Annotated in this window: 20 protein-coding genes and 1 tRNA gene; 4 read left to right on the top strand and 17 right to left on the bottom strand. The window is 47.3% G+C overall.

Annotated features, from left to right (window positions below):
- Positions 1 to 300: 300 nt before the first annotated feature.
- The 11 genes from lysS to tilS all read right to left on the bottom strand — a co-directional run bounded on the left by lysS (position 301) and on the right by tilS (position 11,686).
- Positions 301 to 1,785 carry a lysine--tRNA ligase gene (gene lysS, locus MTR82_RS07845; protein ID WP_246808618.1) on the bottom strand — a complete coding sequence of 495 codons (1,485 nt, stop codon included), beginning with the start codon at positions 1,783 to 1,785 and terminating at the stop codon, positions 301 to 303.
- A gap of 145 nt (positions 1,786 to 1,930) precedes the next feature.
- Positions 1,931 to 2,413 carry a 2-amino-4-hydroxy-6-hydroxymethyldihydropteridine diphosphokinase gene (gene folK / locus MTR82_RS07840; protein WP_246808617.1) on the bottom strand — a complete coding sequence of 161 codons (483 nt, stop codon included), beginning with the start codon at positions 2,411 to 2,413 and terminating at the stop codon, positions 1,931 to 1,933.
- The gene (gene folB / locus MTR82_RS07835) at positions 2,410 to 2,775 is read right to left on the bottom strand and encodes a dihydroneopterin aldolase (protein WP_246808616.1); all 366 of its coding nucleotides are present in this window, start codon (positions 2,773 to 2,775) and stop codon (positions 2,410 to 2,412) included. Before folB ends, folK begins: the two co-directional genes overlap by 4 nt.
- A complete protein-coding gene (gene folP, locus MTR82_RS07830) occupies positions 2,775 to 3,587 on the bottom strand; it encodes a dihydropteroate synthase (protein WP_246808615.1) in 813 nt (270 codons plus the stop codon). The genes folB and folP overlap by 1 nt, the downstream gene beginning before the upstream one ends.
- 113 nt (positions 3,588 to 3,700) lie before the next feature.
- Positions 3,701 to 4,642 (bottom strand): cysteine synthase A, encoded by a 942-nt coding sequence (gene cysK, locus MTR82_RS07825; protein WP_246808614.1) that lies wholly within the window; start codon positions 4,640 to 4,642, stop codon positions 3,701 to 3,703.
- 187 nt (positions 4,643 to 4,829) lie between these two features.
- On the bottom strand, positions 4,830 to 5,777 hold the full coding sequence (locus MTR82_RS07820; RefSeq protein WP_246808613.1) for a peptidyl-prolyl cis-trans isomerase: 948 nt from the start codon (positions 5,775 to 5,777) through the stop codon (positions 4,830 to 4,832).
- Positions 5,761 to 6,642, bottom strand: a complete 882-nt coding sequence (gene hslO, locus MTR82_RS07815; protein ID WP_246808612.1) for an Hsp33 family molecular chaperone HslO — start codon at positions 6,640 to 6,642, stop codon at positions 5,761 to 5,763. Before hslO ends, MTR82_RS07820 begins: the two co-directional genes overlap by 17 nt.
- A gap of 17 nt (positions 6,643 to 6,659) precedes the next feature.
- Positions 6,660 to 7,427 (bottom strand): type III pantothenate kinase, encoded by a 768-nt coding sequence (locus tag MTR82_RS07810; RefSeq protein WP_052649498.1) that lies wholly within the window; start codon positions 7,425 to 7,427, stop codon positions 6,660 to 6,662.
- Positions 7,428 to 7,572: 145 nt separating this feature from the next.
- On the bottom strand, positions 7,573 to 9,594 hold the full coding sequence (gene ftsH / locus MTR82_RS07805) for an ATP-dependent zinc metalloprotease FtsH (protein WP_052649499.1): 2,022 nt from the start codon (positions 9,592 to 9,594) through the stop codon (positions 7,573 to 7,575).
- Positions 9,595 to 9,714: 120 nt separating this feature from the next.
- Entirely contained in the window at positions 9,715 to 10,266 is a 552-nt protein-coding gene (gene hpt, locus MTR82_RS07800) for a hypoxanthine phosphoribosyltransferase (RefSeq protein WP_246808611.1), read from the bottom strand.
- 10 nt (positions 10,267 to 10,276) lie between these two features.
- Complete coding sequence (gene tilS / locus MTR82_RS07795) at positions 10,277 to 11,686, bottom strand: tRNA lysidine(34) synthetase TilS (RefSeq protein WP_246808610.1); 1,410 nt, start codon at positions 11,684 to 11,686, stop codon at positions 10,277 to 10,279.
- Positions 11,687 to 11,804: 118 nt separating this feature from the next.
- On the opposite strand from tilS, the gene MTR82_RS07790 reads away from it, so the two are divergent.
- A tRNA-Met gene (locus MTR82_RS07790) sits at positions 11,805 to 11,878 on the top strand.
- 43 nt (positions 11,879 to 11,921) lie between these two features.
- On the opposite strand, the gene MTR82_RS07785 is transcribed toward MTR82_RS07790, so the two are convergent.
- The 3 genes from MTR82_RS07785 to MTR82_RS07775 form a co-directional block, all read right to left on the bottom strand.
- Positions 11,922 to 12,383 carry a DinB family protein gene (locus MTR82_RS07785; RefSeq protein WP_246808609.1) on the bottom strand — a complete coding sequence of 154 codons (462 nt, stop codon included), beginning with the start codon at positions 12,381 to 12,383 and terminating at the stop codon, positions 11,922 to 11,924.
- 118 nt (positions 12,384 to 12,501) lie between these two features.
- Positions 12,502 to 12,933, bottom strand: coding sequence for a S1 domain-containing RNA-binding protein (locus MTR82_RS07780; RefSeq protein ID WP_235197775.1), 432 nt, complete (start codon positions 12,931 to 12,933; stop codon positions 12,502 to 12,504).
- Positions 12,934 to 13,048: 115 nt separating this feature from the next.
- On the bottom strand, positions 13,049 to 13,471 hold the full coding sequence (locus tag MTR82_RS07775; RefSeq protein ID WP_052649504.1) for an FtsB family cell division protein: 423 nt from the start codon (positions 13,469 to 13,471) through the stop codon (positions 13,049 to 13,051).
- Positions 13,472 to 13,750: 279 nt separating this feature from the next.
- On the opposite strand from MTR82_RS07775, the gene MTR82_RS07770 reads away from it, so the two are divergent.
- The 3 genes from MTR82_RS07770 to argF are packed head-to-tail and all read left to right on the top strand — an operon-like array spanning position 13,751 to position 18,859.
- Positions 13,751 to 14,821: a carbamoyl phosphate synthase small subunit gene (locus MTR82_RS07770; RefSeq protein ID WP_052649505.1), complete on the top strand. Its 1,071-nt coding sequence runs from the start codon at positions 13,751 to 13,753 to the stop codon at positions 14,819 to 14,821.
- Complete coding sequence (carB, locus tag MTR82_RS07765) at positions 14,814 to 17,909, top strand: carbamoyl-phosphate synthase (glutamine-hydrolyzing) large subunit (protein ID WP_246808608.1); 3,096 nt, start codon at positions 14,814 to 14,816, stop codon at positions 17,907 to 17,909. The genes MTR82_RS07770 and carB overlap by 8 nt, the downstream gene beginning before the upstream one ends.
- Positions 17,906 to 18,859 (top strand): ornithine carbamoyltransferase, encoded by a 954-nt coding sequence (gene argF, locus MTR82_RS07760; RefSeq protein WP_246808607.1) that lies wholly within the window; start codon positions 17,906 to 17,908, stop codon positions 18,857 to 18,859. The genes carB and argF overlap by 4 nt, the downstream gene beginning before the upstream one ends.
- A 61-nt stretch (positions 18,860 to 18,920) precedes the next feature.
- On the opposite strand, the gene MTR82_RS07755 is transcribed toward argF, so the two are convergent.
- The 3 genes from MTR82_RS07755 to MTR82_RS07745 are packed head-to-tail and all read right to left on the bottom strand — an operon-like array spanning position 18,921 to position 22,281.
- Positions 18,921 to 19,211, bottom strand: coding sequence for an RNA-binding S4 domain-containing protein (locus MTR82_RS07755; RefSeq protein ID WP_052654258.1), 291 nt, complete (start codon positions 19,209 to 19,211; stop codon positions 18,921 to 18,923).
- Positions 19,212 to 19,213: 2 nt separating this feature from the next.
- Positions 19,214 to 20,677: a bifunctional methyltransferase/pyrophosphohydrolase YabN gene (yabN, locus tag MTR82_RS07750; protein WP_246808606.1), complete on the bottom strand. Its 1,464-nt coding sequence runs from the start codon at positions 20,675 to 20,677 to the stop codon at positions 19,214 to 19,216.
- Positions 20,674 to 22,281 carry a putative polysaccharide biosynthesis protein gene (locus MTR82_RS07745; protein ID WP_246808605.1) on the bottom strand — a complete coding sequence of 536 codons (1,608 nt, stop codon included), beginning with the start codon at positions 22,279 to 22,281 and terminating at the stop codon, positions 20,674 to 20,676. Before MTR82_RS07745 ends, yabN begins: the two co-directional genes overlap by 4 nt.
- Positions 22,282 to 22,289: the final 8 nt, after the last annotated feature.

Below are 22,289 nucleotides of genomic sequence, written 5' to 3'. Positions count from 1 at the left end.
GCCTTCGCAAATTCTCGTACGCGCGATAAACGCTCGTATCGAGTATTCGTTGACGTTTTGCTGTTCAGTTTTCAAGGTTCATGTTCATCACCAATTCGTAATGGCGACTTTTCAATATTATCAGCTTGTTAACCAGAAGTCAACAGCTTTTTAAAAATATTTTTTCGTGATTTAATTACTAAAAACACGACATCAATTATTGTAGCACCTCTTATACTTCACCGCAACACTTATTTACAAAAAATAATAGAGCTCTGAATATTTTCTATTTCAGAGCTCTATTATATAAGATCAAAAGGATTAGTCCCGGGGGCGCATCTGAGGGAACAACAAAACATCTCTAATAGATGCGGAGTTAGTCAACAGCATAATTAAGCGGTCAATCCCAATTCCTAATCCACCAGTTGGCGGCATACCGTACTCCAATGCCTCTATAAAATCTTCATCCATTTCATGAGCTTCATCATTACCTTCGGCTTTTTCGATTAACTGTGCTTCGAAGCGTTCACGCTGATCTATCGGATCATTTAATTCTGTGAAAGCGTTGGCGTGTTCTCGACGAACAATAAATAATTCGAAACGGTCAGTAAAGCGCTCATCTTCAGGATTTTTCTTAGCTAATGGTGAGATTTCCACAGGATGACCGTATACAAAAGTAGGTTGAACTAATTCTTCTTCAACTTTTTGTTCAAAGAACTCATTTAAAATATGCCCTACTTCCATAGTAGGTTTTATTTCTACGTTGTGTTCTTTAGCTAGAGCTTGGGCTTGCTCTTTGGTCATATGCTGCCAGAAATCTGCTCCTGTATATTCTTTAACTGCATCTGCCATATGCAGGCGTCTCCAGCCTGGTGCCAGGTTGATCTGATCTTCACCGTATTGAACGGTTGTGGTGCCGAAGACTTCTTGCGCAACATGTGCAATTAAGTTTTCGGTTAGCGCCATGATGTCTTTGTAATCCGCGTATGCTTCGTAAAGCTCGAGCATTGTAAATTCCGGATTGTGGCGCGTAGAGATTCCTTCATTTCGAAACACGCGGCCGATTTCGTATACTTTTTCTAGTCCGCCGACAATTAATCGCTTCAAATGCAGCTCAATGGCAATGCGAATATATAATTCCATGTCTAGCGCATTGTGATGTGTAATAAATGGGCGGGCTGCCGCTCCCCCTGCAATTGAATGCAGCATCGGTGTTTCTACTTCTAAGAATCCTTGGTTATCCAAATAGCGGCGCATCGATTGGATAATGCGGCTGCGAAGGATGAACGTTTCTTTGCTTGTTTCACTTGTAAGCAAATCCAAATAACGCTGGCGGTAGCGTTGTTCAACGTCTTTCAAACCATGGAATTTATCCGGAAGCGGTCGAAGCGCTTTTGTTAAAAAGACGAATTCTTTTGCTTTAACGGACAATTCACCTACATTTGTTTTAAAAACAGTTCCTTTAACGCCAACGATATCGCCCAAGTCTACAGAATTATAAATTTCATAAGCTTCATCGCCAATCGCATCTTTGCGTACATAAATTTGAATTTGCCCTCGCAGATCTTGAACGTGCGCAAATCCAGCTTTCCCTTTTCCACGCTTGGTCATAATGCGTCCAGCAATTACTACTTCGTGTGGATTTTCTTCAAGTTCTTCTTTTGAAAACTCACCGTATTGGTCAATGACTTCCTGAGAAGCGTGCGTACGTTCAAAACGTGCGCCAAAGGGATCCATTCCCTGTTCTCTGAAAGCCTGCATTTTTTGCCGTCTCACCACTAATTGATCATTTAACTCTTCTGACATGTCCTACACTCCTTTATTTATAAAAACGACGCTCGTTCGTGTATTCATCTATTGTACACAATTTCTCTTCAATCTACATAGAAAGCTGCCATAAATTTGAGGTGGCTTGCACTTTCCGCTTGAACTGCATCTTTTTCAACTGCCATTATTCAATAAAATCTTCAACACTCGTATAAGTTTTCCAGAGACGCACGCCCTGGTTCAACGGCTTGGCCTCTTCTTTTAAAGACGGGGCAATCTCTATTAAGGGGATAAGCACAAAATCCCTTTCGTACATGCGCGGATGCGGAACGACAAGCCGTTCAGTCTCAATCGTCTCCTGGTTATAAAGCAGGATGTCGAGGTCGATCGTTCGGGGCCCCCATCTAATGAGGCGCTTGCGATCCAATTTCTGTTCAATTCCCTGGCAGACATCCAACAGATCGATCGCTGTCATTGCCGTATGAAGACAAACCACCATATTCAAAAACGGCTCTTGTTCTGTATAACCGACAGGATCAGTTTCATATAAAGAGGATATGCTTTTCACCCAAATTTGCGGATGCTGATCCAATAATTTCACAGCCTGCTTCAGCATATCGAAGCGGTCTCCCATATTCGACCCTAGTGAGAGGTAACTGATGTTCATACAAATTCTCCTCGCGTTATGTCGATCGCTACCGATTTATAATGGCCAGGAATCGGCGGATCCGGCTTGATCAATTGCACCCGAATTCCTTGGACCAGCGGAAATTCCGATAAGATGCGGCTGGCCACTTCTTCCGCGACAGCTTCTACCAATTTTTTCGGTTCGCCTTCCACCACAGATTTACACGTTTCGTACACTTCTCCGTAATGCACCGTATGTTCCAGCGCATCCGTTTCGCCCGCCTGCTTCAAATCGACCGCTAGCGACACCGTTAATCGAAAGCGCTGGCCAAGTTTGGTTTCTTCCGGAAAAACGCCATGATACCCATAAAACTCCATTTCGTTCAGATGAATAAAATCCATTACTCCACTCCTTTATAAATTCGTTTCCCTGTTAATACATCCATCATATGCACCGTTCGGCTTGTTTCTTTCACATCATGAACTCTGACGATATGGCATCCTCTTTCCACACCGTAGCATACCGTTGCCAAAGACCCTTCTAAACGTTCCGCAACCGGTAAATCCAATACTTTGCCAATTAATGATTTACGGGAAGTTCCAAGCAGGACGGGATAGCCAAGCGCAACAAATTGATCGAGATGCTGCATCATTTCAATGTTATGAGCAGTCGTTTTTCCAAAGCCAATACCAGGATCTAACCATATTTGCGCTTTTTGAACACCTGCATCCAAAGCGATCTGGATGCTGTTCTCCATATCTTTCTTTACATCTTTCCAGAAATTCACGTATGACGTATCGTTACGGTTGTGCATGAGAATGATTGGCACATTCCACTTAGCCGCAACAGCCGCAATTTCCGGTTCGTATTTGGCTCCCCAAATATCATTGATAATGTGGGCACCTGCTTCAATAGCTGCCTCGGCCACTGCTGCTTTATAGGTATCAACCGAAATCAGGGCATCTACTTCATTAACCAAGGCTCGAATAACCGGCACAATCCGATTGATCTCTTCTTCATCCGAAATCATGGTATAGCCCGGCCGGGTTGATTCGCCTCCGACATCGATAATATCCGCTCCGTCCCGCACCATCTGTTTAGCACGGGATACCGCATTGTCGATGGTCGTGTAATTGCCGCCATCCGAAAAAGAATCCGGTGTAACGTTCAAAATCCCCATTACCCACGTTTTTTCCTCGAAGTTGATCTCCATTATGTACACCTGCACTTTCTAGTAGTTTCCATTGCCTTATCTTAACGCGAATGAACCCTTTTTTGCCACACAAAAAAGAGCATGCAAGGCGCACGCTCTTTTTTTAGAAAAGCTTATTTTTCTTCGTCGAATTGATAAAGCGGAGTGCTCAAATAACGTTCGCCGTTTGACGGGATGATTGCCAATACCTTCTTCCCTTTGCCAAGGCGCTTAGCTAATTGAAGCGCCGCATAGATTGCCGCTCCGGAAGAAACGCCGCCTAAAATGCCTTCTTCACGAGCTGCTTTACGAGCCATTTCGTAGGACTGGTCGTTTGTTACTTGAATGATTTCGTCGTAGATTTTCGTGTCTAAGATATCTGGAACAAATCCTGCGCCGATCCCTTGGATTTTGTGCGGGCCTGGCTTGCCGCCGGATAGAACGGGTGAATCTGTCGGTTCTACAGCCGCAATCAAAATTTCAGGATACTTCTCTCTTAGCACTTGGCCCGCTCCGGTGATTGTACCGCCTGTACCGATCCCAGATACGAAAGCATCGAGTTGATCGCCCATTGTTTCAACGATTTCCGGCCCTGTTGTTAAGCGGTGGATTTCCGGATTTGCTTCGTTTTTGAATTGCTGCGGCATAAACCAGCCATTTTCAGCTGCTAGTTTTTCTGCCGTTTTGATGGCGCCATTTGGTCCATTCATACCGTCTGGGCCTGGCGTCAATACAAGTTCAGCCCCATAAGCACGCAATAAATTCCGGCGTTCCGTGCTCATTGTTTCCGGCATAACCAATACCGATTTGTAGCCTTTAGCGGCAGCAATCATCGCTAAGCCGATACCCGTGTTCCCGCTAGTCGGTTCAATAATCGTGTCGCCTTCTTTTAAATCGCCGTGCTTTTCAGCCGCTTCGATCATCGCTAATGCAATGCGATCTTTTACGCTGCTGCCGGGATTGAAGTATTCCAATTTCAAATAGACTTCTGCATCTTCCGAACCTGTCAGACGGTTTAACTTTACAATAGGTGTTTGACCGATTAAATCAGCCACAGAATTTCCAATACGCGCCATTTGTCAACACTCCTAATTCCTACTAATTTTATCTGCATTATACTCTCTTCATCGTATCAGTGTTTTTGGAACTCTGTCAAATTGTATGAATCGTCCAAAAAGGAGAAGGTCCTAATTTTTCGAGTTAGCTTTTTACCAATAAAAAAGGCTTTCCATTGAGCCGCAGCCCATGGAAAACCCTGGTGTTTTATTCGCTGTAAAACCATTCAGCATCAAATTCGTTCCAGAAGGCTTCAGGCGTTACCGATTGCGGCAATTGTTCTAGTGCCAGCTCGCGGCTGATATGCCCTGAAACTTCTTTGAAAGAAAACGTTTGGCCATCTGCTTTTTCAGTAACAGTGATGATCGCAATATCCCCATTTTCCAAGGTCAATGGTTTTGACCATTTGCCAACATCCAATGAAGACGCCGTTTCCGAAATCACCGCATCAACGGAGGATTGCTTCGAGGAGATATAGCCGATATCCCCTCCCAAACTGCCGCTTGCTGTATCGATTGAAAGCTCTCTTGCCAAAGCTTCAAAAGAAGAGCCGTCTTCAAGCTCAGCAATGGCCTCTTCCGCTTTTTCCATCGAATCAACCACAATCATGCGCGTGCGGTAAGCATCGGGCACATCGTAAAGCGACTGGTTTTCTTCGTAGAAGTCTTTGATCTGCTCCTCTTCCACGACGACGTCTTTCGTCAGCACTTTCTCCAAAATCAATTGGGCTTTCAATTTGTCGCGCACTCGATCGGAATCCCCTGCAAAAAGAGCGGTTTCAGTGCTGTCTTGCGTCGAACGCAGCATAGCCAGCTCCAAGTCCACTTCTTTATCGGTGACTTTGATGCCGTATTCTTTCGCCGCTGTCTCCATCACTTTCTGGTTGACCAATTCAAGCAAGGTATCGCGGCCGTGCTGGTCTTCCATTGCTGCTAGCCATTCTTCGCGCGTGATTTCATCTCCGCTGACCGAAGCCACTTCTTCCTTGCTGCCGCCTTTGTCATTCGGGATGAGCCAGGCGATAAACCAAAGTAAATTTCCAAGAAATAAAATAAGCAACAGGACAAGCAACGGCCCTGTCTTTAGTTTTCGTTTCGGGCGCCCGGGTTCTGCCGGTGAAGGTGCGGGCCGCCGACGATTAAGATTGGAGCTCATCGATGAACGCTTCTAATTCCTCTTTAGAATAATGGTACGTTTCAAGGCAGAAATGGCACTGGGCCTCTGCCATCCCATCTTCGCTGATCATCTGTTCAAGTTCCTGTTGCCCAAGGCCAATAAGCCCCGCGGCAAATCGTTCTTTTGAACAATTGCATTCAAATTTCACCGGCATTGTATCTAAGATTTGAACATTTCCTTCTCCCAGAACTTCTTCTAAAATCTGCTCTGGATTCAACCCGCGCTGAATCATTTTGGAAACCGGCTCAATCGCCGATAAGCGCTTTTCCAATTGGTTGATGACTTCGTCTTCGGTATCCGGCATCAATTGAATGATAAATCCGCCTGCTGCCAAGATGGAATTGTCCGTATCGACCAACACACCCAAACCGACAGAAGAAGGCACTTGTTCAGACACCGCGAAATAATAAGTGAAGTCTTCCGCGATTTCTCCTGACACGATCGGGCTTTGCCCTGTGAAATTTTCGCGAAGGCCTAAATCTTTCACGACGGAAAGCATCCCTTCATTTCCGACAGCTCTGCGCACGTCCAATTTCCCTTTTTCATTTAAATCAAAATGCGTTTGCGGGTTGGTGACGTAGCCGCGCACGCCGCCTGTTGCATCACTGTCCACAAGGATCGATCCAATCGGACCTCCGCCGTCAATTTTAATCGTGACCTTATTGTCGCCTTTTAGCATCGCTCCAAGCATAACGCCGCCTGTCATGGTGCGCCCTAATGCAGCCGAAGCTGTCGGCCACATCATATGGCGCCGCTGCGCTTCAGCGACCGTCTCAGTCGTATCGACTGCAAAAGCGCGGACACTTCCGTTAAAAGCCAATCCGCGCACTAAATAATCTCCCACTGTGATCGTTCCTTTCTTTACGCTTGATTGCGTTTGTATATTAAATATAACCCTTTTAACGTCAAAAATGGATCCACTTTATCGATTATGGCGGATTCGTTGGCAATTAGCGAAGCCATGCCGCCCGTCGCAATCACGGTCGGCTTTTTCCGGCTTTGCGCTTTCATCCGGCTGACGATGCCTTCCGCTTGTCCTACATAGCCATAGACAATGCCGGATTGCATGGCAGCCACCGTGTTTCGGCCGACGACATGAGAAGGCTGGATAATTTCGATGCGCGGCAATTTGGAGGCGCGGTCATAAAGCGCCTCTGTTGAAATGCCAATTCCTGGCGCAATAGCTCCACCCATATATTGCTCATGTTCATCAATATAGCAATACGTCGTTGCCGTACCAAAATCAACAATAATGAGCGGCGCACCGTATTCGCGGATTGCTGCCACCGCGTTCACGATCCGGTCTGCCCCTACCTCTTTCGGGTTATCGTATTTAATATTCAATCCCGTCTTAACACCCGGGCCCACCACTACCGGAGCAAGATGAAAATATTTTTTGCACATCCGCTCCAGAGAAAACATGATCGGCGGAACAACCGAAGACATGATAATGCCCGTAATGTCGTTAAACGCCAAACCAGCATCATTCAATAAAGCCTTGATCTGCATGCCAAATTCATCTTCTGTTTTATGGCGGGCTGTTTCCAAACGCCAATGATAAGCGAGTTGGTCTTGCTCATAAATGCCTAAAACAATATTGGTGTTGCCGACATCCATTACTAAAATCATATTTGCGTCCCCATTTATCAACAATTTTTCCAACACATCATACCATATTTTTAGACAAATTAGAAAAACCCATATTCTTTAACCGAATGAAAAAAGCTGTTTGCTGTCCCTTTTAAAAGGATCAGCAAACAGCTTCGATTTCATTTTATTTACGATCTTCCTGAATTGGTCCGCGTGCTTCGCCTGTTTGGCCTTCTTTCGGCAAATCGCCTGCTGAAGGATCCGCTGGAGCACCGGTCACATCCGGATTTACGTCGTTATCTTTTTTTAGATTCGGTGTAGTTGAATCATTTCCGAAATCTCCGTTTAACGCTTCATAAGAACGTTCCGGCAGTGTGCCATGTTCTTTCAAGTGAAGAATTTGAGCCGCATCCAGCGTTTCAACTTCAAGCAATGTATTCGCAATCAATTCAAGCAACTCTTTCTTTTCAGTCAGAATTTCTTTCGTGCGGATATACTGCTCTTTGATGATGCGTTGGATTTCTTGGTCAATCTCGAAAGCAATTGCATCTGAGTAGTTTTGTTCTGAGTTAAAGTCACGGCCCAAGAAGACGTTTCCGCCTTGCGCCTGGCCAAATTGAATCGGTCCGATCTTATCGCTCATCCCGTACTCAGTTACCATGCTGCGGGCAATAGCTGTCGCGCGCTGGAAATCATTGTGGGCGCCTGTAGAAACTTCGCCGAAAATCAAATCTTCCGCTACACGGCCGCCAAGCAAGCCGGCAATTTTATCAAGCAATTCGGGTTTTGTCATAAAGTAGCGATCTTCTCTTGGAAGCATAACTGCATAGCCGCCAGCTTGTCCGCGAGGAACGATGGTCACTTTATGCACAACATCTGCATCGTCCAATGTCAAGCCGACAACAGTATGGCCAGATTCATGGAAAGCCACGATATTGCGTTCTTTTTTCGAAATGACGCGATTCTTTTTAGCAGGTCCCGCAATAACGCGGTCAGAAGCTTCATCCAAATCGGACATATCGATTTTCGCTTTGTTGCGTCTGGCAGCTACAAGCGCTGCTTCGTTTAAGAGGTTCTCTAAATCCGCCCCTGAGAAACCAGGTGTACGTTGAGCAATTGCTTTCAAATCAACGTTTTCATCAAGCGGTTTATTGCGTGCATGAACGCGCAATACTTCTTCGCGGCCTTTTACGTCTGGACGTCCGACCGTGATTTGACGGTCAAAACGGCCTGGGCGCAGAAGTGCCGGATCCAGAATATCCGGACGGTTAGTCGCTGCAATGATAATGACGCCTTCGTTTGCGCCAAAGCCATCCATTTCAACGAGCAACTGGTTCAAAGTTTGTTCGCGCTCATCGTGTCCGCCGCCGAGGCCAGCTCCACGTTGACGCCCTACTGCATCAATTTCATCGATGAAAATGATGCAAGGTGAATTCTTTTTCGCATTTTCGAAAAGGTCACGGACACGGGAAGCCCCGACTCCGACGAACATCTCAACGAAATCCGATCCACTGATTGAGAAGAACGGAACACCCGCTTCTCCGGCAACTGCACGAGCCAAAAGTGTTTTACCAGTACCCGGAGGCCCGACAAGCAAAATCCCTTTTGGAATGCGCGCGCCGATATCAGCAAATCTGCGCGGATCTTTTAGGAAGTCAACCACTTCCACAAGTTCCTGTTTCTCTTCGTCTGCTCCGGCAACATCCGGGAAGCGGACTTTATGCTTTTGATCGTCATACAGCTTCGCTTTGCTTTTCCCGAAATTCATTACTCGGCCGCCACCGCCGCCTTGTGATTGGTTAAGCAAGAAGAAGAAGAGGATGAAGATAATGATGAAAGGAATGATCCCCGTGAAGAATGAAACCCAACCGCTAGTCTGCGGCGCTTTCAAGTAATTTACTTCAACGCCATCTTGTGCTTTTGCAACAGCATCGATTTCAGCTGTCAATGCTTCGTTTTCCAATGGAATGTTCGTAATGAAAGATTCGCCTTCTTCATAGCCGGCCATCTTCCCTGTCACTTCATAAACCATGGCATCTGGCTGAATGGTTACTTCCGTGATTTCGCCACTCTCCAGCGCGTCCAGAAATTCGTTATATCCTATATTTTTAGTCGGTTGGTTACTATTGTTAAATGTTCCCAAGATACCGATAATAACAAGGAAAATCAGTAAATAAAATATGGTGTATCGAAATATCCGATTCATCCTAAGCCTCCTCACAAAGTTTCCCAAAACTATACTAAATACTAACATAGGAACATTTAAGCATACAACGAAAAGCCCTTGCCGTTGCCGACAACTCTAACGTCTGTGACCAACTCTTGACTATTCTTCTTCCCCGCTGTAAACAGAAGGTTTTAGAACGCCGATATACGGCAAGTTCCGGTATTTTTCAGCGTAATCCAATCCGTATCCGACCACAAATGCATCCGGCACTTCGAATCCGATGTAATCCGCTTTCAAATCCACTTTGCGACCTGAAGGTTTATCGAGCAATGTAACAATTTTGATGGAATTTGCTTTACGGTACTTAAATAGATCCACCAAGTAGCTAAGCGTCAATCCACTGTCAATGATATCTTCAATAATGAGAAGATCGCGGCCTTCCACACTTGCATTCAAATCTTTGATGATTTTTACTTCGCCTGAAGAAACGGTCGCATTGCCGTAACTTGAAACATCCATGAAATCCATTTCCACGTAGCTGTCCATGCGCTTCATCAAATCTCCCATAAACGGCATGGCGCCTTTTAATACACCGATAGCCAGAGGATATTTGTCTGCGTAGTCACGCGCTAACATAGCCCCTAATTCTTTTGCCTTTTCCTGCAAACGTTCTTCAGTAATCAATATTTCTTCAATGTCTTTCTCTAGCATGGTGGACCTCCTATAATCCGCTTTTTGCGATCTTAACATGTTGTTCAATGAGTACCCAATCGTCTTTTGGCCGTTGGTTCCGGCTGAAAAAACAAGAATGGCGTAAACCTGGCACAAGCAGCACTTCACCTTCTGGTGCCGCAATGACTGGCCAATTTTCCCGTTGCAGAGTTGGCACTTTTTCATCAATCATCAAGCGTGCCACTTTTTTAGGGCGCTCCATTCCAGCAAGCTGGATGCGATCCCCCGGTTTTCGGCTCCTCAATACTAACGATGACCCTTTCGTTGAATCAAAATACCAATATGCAGCATCTTCTTCATCGAGCTGGCTAGCCGGTACTGCTTTGTAGCGAAAACCATTCATTATTTCAGACCACTCCGTAGATATAGTGGAAATAACTGATTGTGTCGGTTCAACCGATAAACGCCGGCTGAATAAAACCGTGTCATACTCGCGAACCATCTGATAATGACCCGGCAAATGCAAATAAACAGTACCTGACGAACTTCCCATCGTTTCTCGGATTTGTTCTGCCAAATGCTTATTAATCGGCACTTCCTGCTCATTATATAGATAATTTAATAGTAGTAGAACCATTCTTTTTTGTAAAGCAAGTGCTTCTGTAGTAAACTTTTCCGCCGATAAAGAGATGGTTCCTCCATCAAAAACGGCAATTTCCTCCAGTTTCATGCGGGCAAGCTCGGATAAAAACTGCCGGTCCTCCTGGATCGCTTCCGCAAGTGCTGCGAAATGTTCAGATACTCGCACATTCTCTTTTTTCAACAGCGGCAAAATCGTATGGCGTATGCGATTTCTTGTATAAGCCGTTTCTGCGTTGCTGGAGTCTTCGCGATGAGCGATCTTTTCTTCAGCTGCATAATTTGCCACTTCTTCTCTTGTAACGGCGAGCAGCGGGCGAATCAATTCACCGCCTTCAAAAGGACGGCGCTGCGGCATGCCGAAACTGGCCGTTTCAAGCGTTCCCCGCAGACCGGATAAAAGAATCGTTTCCAACTGATCGTCTGCATGATGGGCAGTGGCCAATTTATTAGCGCCGCTGCTCTTCATGATTTCAGCAAAATACGCATAGCGCTGCTGCCGGCATACTTGCTGTTTGTTGCCGCCTTCTGCCTGTAAGATGCTCGGGATCGGAATATCGCGGCTAAAACAGTGGATGCCCCATTCCTCGCATAGGCGCTCCGTGAAAATGCGGTCCTGCAAAGACTCTTCTCCTCGCAGCATGTGATTTACATGTACGGCAGAAAGCCGAATGCCGTAACGCTGTTCGTGGGTTTTCAAAAAATGCAGCAAGACCAATGAATCGATTCCTCCAGAACACCCCACCAATACATGGTCTTCCGGCTCAAGCAAACGATGGCTGTCTATATAATCCATCAATTTCTGATGAAATGTGTTCATGCACCGGCCACCTCTTTTGTTTCAATTTCAATATGTCCATCAGCCTGCAAATTATTTTCAACTTGCAATTGACACACCAACTATTCGATAGTATGATATTAAATGTTCGTTTAATCAAGGCGGCGTAGCTCAGCTGGCTAGAGCGTACGGTTCATACCCGTGAGGTCGGGGGTTCGATCCCCTCTGCCGCCATCATTCTTTTTAAAAGCAGCACCCATACCGGGTGCTGCTTTTTTCATGCCAAAAAATCTTCTATCTGCTGGCGATGATGGGCGTCATGTTCAAGGATGCCTGCGAAATACGCAGCCGGATCCATTTCTCGCTGGCCAATGCGAAAGCGGAAATGCCATCTTGCATCGCTCATGCCTTCGATTTCCCGCACCAATAAGGCCCGCTGTTTTTGGGCATGGGCTAGCACTTCCTGGAATTTCATTGAAGCTACCGGTTTTACTGCCGCTTCATTAAACGCATCCACGTCCGGCAATCTCTCCACTTCCCCGCCTTGTTCCATTTGAGGCAAACGCTCTTCCCTCATGAAACGGTCCCATTCAGCCAGATGCATAATGATTTGGGCAATCGACCATTTTCCTTCAGCAATCGGCGTGTTCGCCTCCGCTTCCGTTCTCACTGAAGTATTCAGTGACGCTAAAAATACCTCGTAATCATTCAATCCATCAATCAGCTGCATTTTTTCCATCCCTGCACCCCTCCAGCTTTATTTGATAAAAAAAACGCTTCCCGATTGAGAAGCGTTTCAGTTTAAATTGTTAAGCTGTGTTGAAGCATTTTCCTATGCTATTAAAACAGCTAGCAAGTTAGCCTCTTCTTGCACCGCGGCCACCGCGTTTAGATTCTGTAGCGCGTTTTAAAGAAGTCAAATTGTCTTCGCTTTCTTTTAGGAACTTCGCCATTTTTGTTTCAAAGTTCTCTTTAGGAGCACGTTCAAACGAACGGTTGTTGCTTGGACGTGGACGTTGTGGGCGGTCTGGACGCTGTGGCGCACCTTCTGGCTGTGGCTTCGCTTTACGGATTGAAAGCCCGATTTTTCCATCTGCTTCCACATTCATCACTTTCACTTCAACCATTTCGCCGACTTTAAGATGATCGTTGATGTCTTTGACATAATTGTCAGCAACTTCACTAATATGCACGAGGCCTGTTGCACCGGTTGGAAGCTGAACGAACGCTCCAAAATTTGTAATACCTGTAACTTTACCTTCTAACTTGCTGCCTACTTCAATCGACATAAAAAAAATGCTCCTCCTTAAAAATTAAAATGACACCGACTTGGGCCATAAGCTCTTTATAACGGGCACTTGTCCCACTTTTTATTATAACCATCAAAAAAAGAGTGTCAACTGACTACTCTTTTCCATCGGCTTTTTCTTTTGTTTTTTGGTCCTCGTTTGGAAGCGTGAAAATGATTTCCCCGTCCTCAGATAAAAAGTACTCTTTGCGCGCTAATTTCGCAATGTATTCATCGTCATTCAGTAGCAGAATCTGCTCTTCCAGCTTCTTCTGTTCTTTCTCCGCTTTTTCCAGCGAAGCTAAGGTTTCCGCACGCATCTGTTCTTTTTCAGAAATCGTCTGGGATTGCGCATAGATAGTGGTGCCGATCCAAATGCTCGCCATTAACACCAAAATGCCAAAAACAGACAGACGTCTGAATAACCGAACTTTATGTGCTTGATGGCGCTTTTCTTTCCGTTCAACCGAGCGGACATAGTCATTGCGAATTGAAGCGACTTCGCGCTGTTCCGACGGCTTTTCTCTCTTCAAACTCATGACTCTTCCCTCCTCCGACTCACTTTGATGTCATTATACATGAAAAACCCAGTAAGTATAAGGTTTTTTTGCAATTCTTACTACTTTTGAAACATTTTTGGGAATAGATTTAGCCGAACATTCATTTTAATTAATAAAAATACTATTGACTTAATTTTTATACATTATATAATAAGAGACATTATTCAAAAACACTTATTTTATTAAGTGAATTGACGTTGATTTTGAAATTACATTTATAAATATGCATTATCAATGAATAAAGAATGGAGTGGAAATATGGCAGGCTTGTTAACACTTTCGAACGGAATCAGCTTCAAAGGGCAGTGGCACGGTGCTCAAACAGCCATTCAAGGCGAAATTGTTTTTTTCACGGGCATGACGGGATATGAAGAAGTGCTGACGGACCCTTCCTATAAGGGGCAGCTCATCGTGTTCTCCTATCCGCTGATCGGCCAATACGGCATCCAAAGCCAGCATATTCAATCCGAGAAGATTCAGGCAGCTGGAATTGTTGTAGCCGAGCTATACGAAGGGCCTTTAGAAAAAGGGGCAGTGCCTCTTAGTGAGTTTGCAGCAAATGGACAGGTGCCGATTTTAACCGGCGTAGACACCCGCTCCATTATTCAAATTGTCCGCGAATACGGAACAATGCAGTCGGAAATGAGCCCCTTCCCTTCTTCTCCGATTTCATGGAACCCTATCCAAACCGATTTTCTCCCGGAACAGCCGCTTACAGAGGAAATTACGGTGTTCGGCGACGGGGAGATTCATATTGGACTAGTCGATTTCCATTTTAAATCTTCTATCTTAACGGAATTGCTGCAGCGCAATTGCAAAGTCAGCATTCTTCCCCATCATTTGCCGACCGAGAAGCTGGATGCGCTTCAGCTGGACGGCTTGCTGTTTTCCAATGGCCCTGGCGACCCCGCTGCGTTAGCTCCGCTGTTTCCGGTCTACCGGGACTGGGCAGAGCGCTATCCCACGTTCGGGATTTGCCTCGGCCATCAAATCATCGCTTCCGCTTTTGGCGCACGAACGGCGAAATTGCCTTATGGCCATCGCGGCGCCAACCATCCTGTCATCCATATAAAGACGCAGCAAGTGACCATGAGTTCCCAAAACCACAGCTACGTCGTCGAAGAAGCAAGCATTTTGGAAACCCCGCTTTCCATTCTTTATAAAAACGTCAATGACGGAAGCATAGAAGGGTTGAGCCATCCCGAACTTCCGCTGCTGACGGTTCAATTTCATCCGGAAGCAGCGCCAGGCCCTGCTGAACACCAAGAACTATTCAATGAGTTTCTCGCATTTATCCATCAGAAAAAGAAGGTGACCCTACATGCCTAAACATCCAGACATCCAGAAAGTATTGGTGATTGGTTCCGGCGCCATTGTGATCGGCCAAGCCGCGGAATTTGATTATTCAGGGACTCAAGCCTGCCTCGCTTTAAAGGAGGAAGGCATTGAAGTAATTCTTGTCAATAACAATCCCGCTACCATCATGACCGATAAAACCATTTCCCATAAAGTGTATTTTGAACCACTGACTGTTGATAGCCTTACCCGCATTTTGGAAAAAGAACGTCCTGATGGCTTGCTGGCGACAGTCGGCGGCCAAACCGGCTTAAATTTGGCCATGGCGTTATCGGATGCCGGCATCCTCGCCAAATATGGCGTCTCGCTGCTTGGAACCAATATGGATTCGATCAAAAAAGCAGAAGACCGCGAACAGTTCCGTGCGCTGATGAACCACTTGGAGCAGCCTGTTCCAAGCAGCGATATCGTCTATTCCATCGAAGAAGCCTTGAACTTTGCCGATACAGCCGGCTATCCTTTGATTGTCCGCCCTGCCTACACACTCGGAGGTTTCGGCGGCGGCATCGCGGCAGATGAAGCCGCATATGTTTCGCTTGTTGCGCAAGGTTTAAGCGCGAGCCCGATTCGTCAATGCCTGGTTGAAAAAAGCATTGCCGGCTACAAGGAAATTGAATATGAAGTGATGCGCGACCAAAACGGCACATGCATCACGGTCTGCAATATGGAAAATCTGGATCCGGTCGGCGTACATACAGGCGATTCCATTGTAGTGGCTCCGAGCCAGACATTGAATGACCGCGAGTATCATATGCTCCGTACAGCATCGATCAACATTATCGATGCATTAGGAATTGTCGGTGCCTGCAATGTCCAATTCGCCTTGCACCCTGAAACTTCCGCCTATTATTTAATCGAGGTCAATCCGCGGGTCAGCCGGTCTTCGGCACTCGCTTCCAAAGCAACCGGCTACCCGATTGCAAAAATTGCCGCCAAACTGGCAATCGGCTACACATTGAATGAATTGAAAAATCCTGTGACCGGTACTACTTTTGCAAGCTTTGAACCGGCGCTCGATTACGTCACGGTCAAAATTCCGCGCTGGCCCTTTGATCAATTCCAGCAAGCCAACCGCACACTCGGCACGCAGATGAAAGCGACCGGCGAAGTGATGGCGATTGAACGCAGCATGGAAGCCGCTTTTCAAAAAGCCATCCGGTCACTCGATATGCCGCTCGACGGCTTCCGTTTGCCGGCCCTCGCCGAATTGCCGATCGGCACGCTTGAAAAAATGGCTGCAGAACCGGATGACCGCCGGCTCTTCGTTTTATTCGAATTGCTGATCCGCAATAAAACAGTCCAGCAATTGCATGATGTGACTGCGATTGCCCCTTATTTCTTGTATGTCTTGAAACGCATCGTTGATGAATGGCATAAACTGCATTTATTGTCCTGGAACAGCATGACTTACAGCCGGTTGAAGCAGGCGAAAGCCCTCGGGTTCAGCGACAAGCAACTAGCGGCGCTATGGCATGTCTCTCCTGCTGAGATTTGGGGCCAGCGCAAAAGCTGGAGCTTGTTCCCGTCTTACCGGGTGATTGATACGTGCGCAGCGGAATTCCGTTCGCAGACGAACTATTTGTATTCCACTTGGAACGGCCAGGCAGACGGACGAACGTCCACGAAGAAAAAAGTGGCGGTGATCGGTTCCGGCCCGATCCGCATCGGACAAGGCATCGAATTCGATTATTGCTGCGTGCACAGTGTGCTCGCCCTTCAGCAGCATGGCTATGAAGCGATCATGATCAACAACAATCCGGAAACGGTTTCCACCGATTATGAAATTGCAGATGCTTTGTATTTTGAACCGATGACCGCTGAAGACATTTTGAATGTGCTCGATTTTGAAGGCATTACGCAAGTCATTGTCCAATTCGGCGGCCAGACCTCGTTGAATGTGGCAGCGGAATTGGAAGAGGCCGGCATCACAATCCTCGGTTCCGAAGTGGATCTATTGGATCAAATGGAAGACCGGGAGCGATTTTATGGATTTTTGGAATCGATCGGCTTGCCGGTTATCCCGAGCTTCACGGCGGAGACGCCGGAAGAAGTTCAAGAGTTCGCAGGCGTTCTTGGCTACCCGGTCATGCTGCGCCCCTCTTATGTCATCGGCGGCAAAGGCATGACGATTTTGCACGACGAGCAAGAATTGCAGCAATGGCTTGTGCAAACCTCCATGTCTTATCCCGTGCTCGTAGATCACTTCATCACAGGGAAAGAAGTGGAAGCGGACATCTTATCGGACGGTGAAAATGTATGGATTGCCGCTGTTTTTGAACACATTGAAGGAACCGGCGTCCATTCCGGCGACAGCCTTTCCATCACACCGCCGGTTTCGCTGTCTTCGAAAGCACTTGCAGCCTTAACCGCGACCGCACGGCATATCGCCGGCAATATGAAATACACGGGTTTATTCAACATCCAGTTTGTTTATGAAGAGGATCAACTATACGTCATGGAAATCAACCCGCGGGCTTCGCGTACGGTGCCGATCAGTTCGAAAGCGACCGATGTTCCGCTTGTGCAATTGGCGACAGCGTTGATGCTCGGTGTTCCTTTTGAGGAGCTGGGCATCGAGGCATCCTACAATGGCCAGCCGGAATATACCGTAAAGGCTCCAGTATTTTCTCATATTAAATTGCCTGGCTTGTCTCCTGTCCTGTCGCCCGAAATGATGTCAACGGGGGAAGTCATCGGCAGCAGCCCGGACTCAAATTTCGCCATGCAAAAAGCGCTGGACGGCGCTTCTCAGCAACTCGCTTCGCTGAAAGGCGGCGGCACCATTTTCATTACGGAGGCTTCGCTTTCGCTCATTGATGAGAACTTTTGGAACGCTCAAGGCTTCACCTTCCAGACCGCTGCATCGATGCCATTCGAGAAATGGCTGAAAACGGAGAATAAAAAAGCGTATATCGATTTAGTGCAGGATCCCGACAAAATCCAGGCAGCTACAGCCGCTGTCCATCGCCTTCACGTTTGGACGCGTACGGAAACCATCCGTGCTTTCCAGGAATATGTCAAAGCCATTAACGGAAAACCGAAAGGAGTGCTTGTCCAATGACAGCGATTTTGCCTTATGCTCCACAAATTGCCCAAAAACACATGCTTTCGCTAAAGGATTACAGCAGCGAAGAGATTTTGGAGTTGCTTGAGCTCGCAGTAGAACTCAAGAAACCGGAGAATAAACACCTTCCGTTATTGGAAGGCAAAGTGCTCGGCATGATTTTTGAAAAGTCGTCCACCCGCACGCGTGTGTCTTTTGAAGCAGGCATGTTGCAGCTCGGTGGACATGCAATGCACCTCAGCACACGCGACATCCAAATGGGGCGCGGCGAAGCGATTTCAGATACTGCACAAGTGTTATCCAGCTACCTCGACGGCATCATGATCCGGACATTCGACCAAGCAACGGTCCAGGAAATGGCAGACCACAGTTCGGTGCCGGTCATTAACGGATTGACGGACGATTTTCACCCATGCCAGGTACTGGCCGATTTGCTCACGATCCAAGAACATTTCGGCAGCTGTGCAGGAAAGAAAATGGCTTATATCGGCGATGCCAACAATATGGCGAATTCACTGATGATCGGCGCGGCGAAAGTCGGCATGGACATCGCAATCGCTTCCCCTGCCGCTTATGCACCAAAACCTGAAATGGTCGAACTAGCTCAGGCGATTGCCTTGAAAACGGGGGCAACGATTTTGGTCACAACAGATCCGGTTGAAGCAGTGGCCGGCTGCGACGTCATTTACACCGATGTCTGGGCGAGCATGGGCCAAGAAGCGGAAGCTTTGGAGCGCTTGGAACATTTTCAGGGCTATCAAGTGAACGAAGAACTGGCAGCTCACGCAAATCCAAATTATATCTTTATGCACTGCCTTCCGGCTCACCGTGAAGAAGAAGTTTCAACGGGCATCCTTGAAGGTCCGCATTCGGTCGTTTTCCAGGAAGCGGAGAATCGTCTGCATGCACAGAAAGCCTTGCTTGTCGCCTTGATGGCTGGCCAATAAATACAAAAAAGCTGTTCCGAAAGCGCTTGGCTTCCGGAACAGCTTTTTCTTTTTCAAACCCTCACGCTTCGTCATCGATGAATTCGGGTTCAATTTTATCCAGCTTTTCTTCTTTTAAGATGGTGTACATATTGGCCGTTTCTTCTTTACGGGCATTTTCTTTCAGCATATCCACACGTACCGTGACCACTTTTTGGCCGAAGCGGATTTGCAATTCGTCATTTTCTTTGATGACCGAGCTTGCCTTTGCTTTATTGCCGTTTACGGTAATCCGTCCTTGGTCAGCTACTTCTTTAGCCAACGTACGGCGTTTGATCAAACGGGAGACTTTCAAAAATTTATCCAGACGCATCGTCATTCTTCCCTTCTTGCCAATGTTTTGGCTTCGTTCCAAAATTCATCTAATTGCGCTAATGTATAGTCGCTGAAATTGCCGCTTCCTTCGTTGACGCGCTTTTCGACATGGCTGAAGCGCTGCTGGAATTTCTGGTTGGCATGGACCATGGCCTGTTCAGGCGACAATCCATAAAAGCGGGCAATATTGACGAGAGTAAATAGCAGGTCGCCCAGTTCATCGAGCTGCCGCTCTTTAGAACCTTTCGCCGCTTCCTCCTGAAATTCCTGCAATTCTTCTTGGAATTTCTCCCAAGCCCCTTCTGCATCCGACCAGCTAAAGCCGACTTTGGCCACTTTTTTCTGGTAATTATAAGACGTCATCAACGAGGAACTGAAGCGTTCCTGTCCGTCCAGAATGGAAGCCGTCTGCGGTTTTTCCTGGGCTTTGATCGCTTGCCAGTTCGATACGACTTCGTCTGACGTGACAGCTTCCACATCGCCGAAGACATGCGGATGGCGCCGGATCATTTTCGCGCTGACTGCTGACAAGACATCTTCCAACTGGAAATAGCCGTTGTCCTGGCCAATTTGTGCATGCAGGAATACTTGAAGCAGCACATCGCCCAATTCTTCCGCAATTGCTTCGTCATCTTCTTCCTCAATCGCCTGGAGCAGCTCGTGCGCTTCTTCCAATAAATACGGGCGCAATGATTCATGCGTTTGCTCGCGGTCCCATGGGCAGCCTTCAGGGCTTCTTAAACGGGCGACAATCTGGCGGAACGTCTGCCATTCCTTTAGGCGATCCATTTGGTCCACGGCCGGCGGCACATAAATCGTCGTTAAATTATCCACTTCCGCTGCACGGTCCAGTTCATAGAGCGGAACCTTCCGCAGCACTTCGTTTGCTGAACCCGCCGCGGTCACGATGGTCACTTCGTAGTCTTCCGGATATTTTTCCATTAGCGTCAACTTCACTTCCGATGCACTAAAGGAATCGTAGACTTGCGCAATTAACACATGCTGCGTCATATTGACATCGTCGCTTGCCATCGCTGTGCCATCGAGCAGCTGGAACCCTTCAATCGGGTCGATGCGGAGCGCTCCGAAAATCGGATCCAGAAAACTTTGCCCGCCTTCGATCACTAAGCGGAAACCTCCATCTTTTTCGGCTTCCACTAAATATTGAACCGTCTGCTCGGCGACCAATGGATGGCCCGGTACGGCATAAATGACCGATTGCTCTTTTGCTAAGGCAATCAGCGTATCTGCAATTTCTGCATAGACCGGGGCAAAGGTATCGTGTTTTTCGTAAACGGCATCGAAAGAGTTAAAACTCATGCCCTCTTCGGCCAATTCCTGCAAGACGGGATGGTCTTCCGTCCGCACATACAACTTCGAAGCATTCTTTAATTTTTTATAGACGCCAAGCGGCAGTTGATCCAAATCTCCTGCGCCCAGCCCGATTACATGGATGGTGTTCATATACGATCTCCTTTTTTTCTGGCGTTCAATTTCAATTGAAGCCCTGCCAGTTTCCTGCCGAACGGAATGATAAACCATTCTCTTTCCGTGATGATGCGGCTGCGCGCCACCACAACTAGAAATACCGCCGCACCGAGAAGAACAGCCGTCACGGCAATCAAGGCAGCAGATAAGCGGCTTTCCAAGCCATCGAAGAGGACCCCGTCAGCGAACAGTGACCAACCGGCAACCGCAATCGCCATGGCTGAAGCTGCAGCGAAAATCCAGCCGTAATAGCGCTTTGGCGCCAGCCGGATCGGCCAGACCCGTTTGAAATAAAGAAGGAGGCCGAAAACGACAAAGGCGAGCCCCATGTTTCCTGCAAGCGCAGCACCCGTCACTTCCCCAATCGGTATCAACAGCCAATTGCCGATGATTTTGACCACGATGCCTCCGGCTAATAGCCAAGCCGGAATCTTCACTTTTCCCAATCCGTAAAGCAAGGAAGTCAAAACCAGCAATAACGCCATCCAGACGATCTGCCAGCTGAAAACGATCAACGCGGCTGATTCTTCACGGGTTTCAAACAGCATTTCATTTACATATGGCATCACGAGCGACAGGCCGGCAGCTGAAGCAAAGGCAAATAAAAATGACACCCGGAAAGCCAATTGCGCATAAGCTTGAGCCGGCCTGCCGGATGGTTTTTTTGCCATTTGTGCCACAAGCGGCACGATGGCAAGCGCAAGCGACGTGGCCATGAGAATGCCGAATTGCACAAGGGGCTGCCCTCTGTCATAGACGCCTTTTTGCTCCATTGCTTCCATCCGATCTACGCCTGCCTCTGTCAGCAGACGAAAGACCGAAAACGAATCGACCAGTTGAAAGAACAGCAGAATCAATGAACTCATGCTGATGCTCAAACTGATGACAGTCATTTTTTTGATGATCGGCCACGGACGGATCGCTGGAGTCCTGCGTTCTTCTCGATGGTACGAACGCCGGAAAAAATAAAACAGCAAAAGCACGGCTGCCAGTTCACCGACAGCGGCACCGAGTATCGCCATGCTTCCTGCCGCATACAGCGAATAGCCTGCCATGACGACTAGCCAAGAACCAAGCAAAATGACCGATACCCGGATGGCCTGCTCCATCACTTGGGCATAGGCGACGGGCTGCATATGATTACGGGACTGGAAATGCCCTTTCATCACTGCAATCGGTGCCATCAGCAATACCGCCAAAGCCGCAATTTGCAAAAGCGGGGCGAGTTGACGGTCGCCCATCCAACCGGCCAATCCTTCCGCACCCAAAAACAGCACCAGGAAAACCGCGAGCGACACAGCCGCAATAAAACCGAGAGAAATCCGCAAAATTGCGCCATGGTCCGGTTTCTCTGAATCAGCAAGCAGCTTTGAGACCGCTACTGCAAAACCGTAAGAAGTCCAGACACTGAAAATGCCGACAAACGGATACACTTGCTGGTAAATATAAAAGCCCTGGTCCCCGACTAAGTTTTGGAAAGGCACACGGTAAATGGCACTCAGCAATTTGACGATAAAGCCCGCCATCGTCAAAAGAACTGCGCCTTTCATAAATGTTTTCATTGTTCCTTCATTCGCCAACGGGCTTC

Source organism: Planococcus ruber, assembly GCF_022819085.1.
Lineage (GTDB): Bacteria > Bacillota > Bacilli > Bacillales_A > Planococcaceae > Planococcus > Planococcus ruber.
This window is presented reverse-complemented; position numbering and strand designations above follow the sequence as displayed.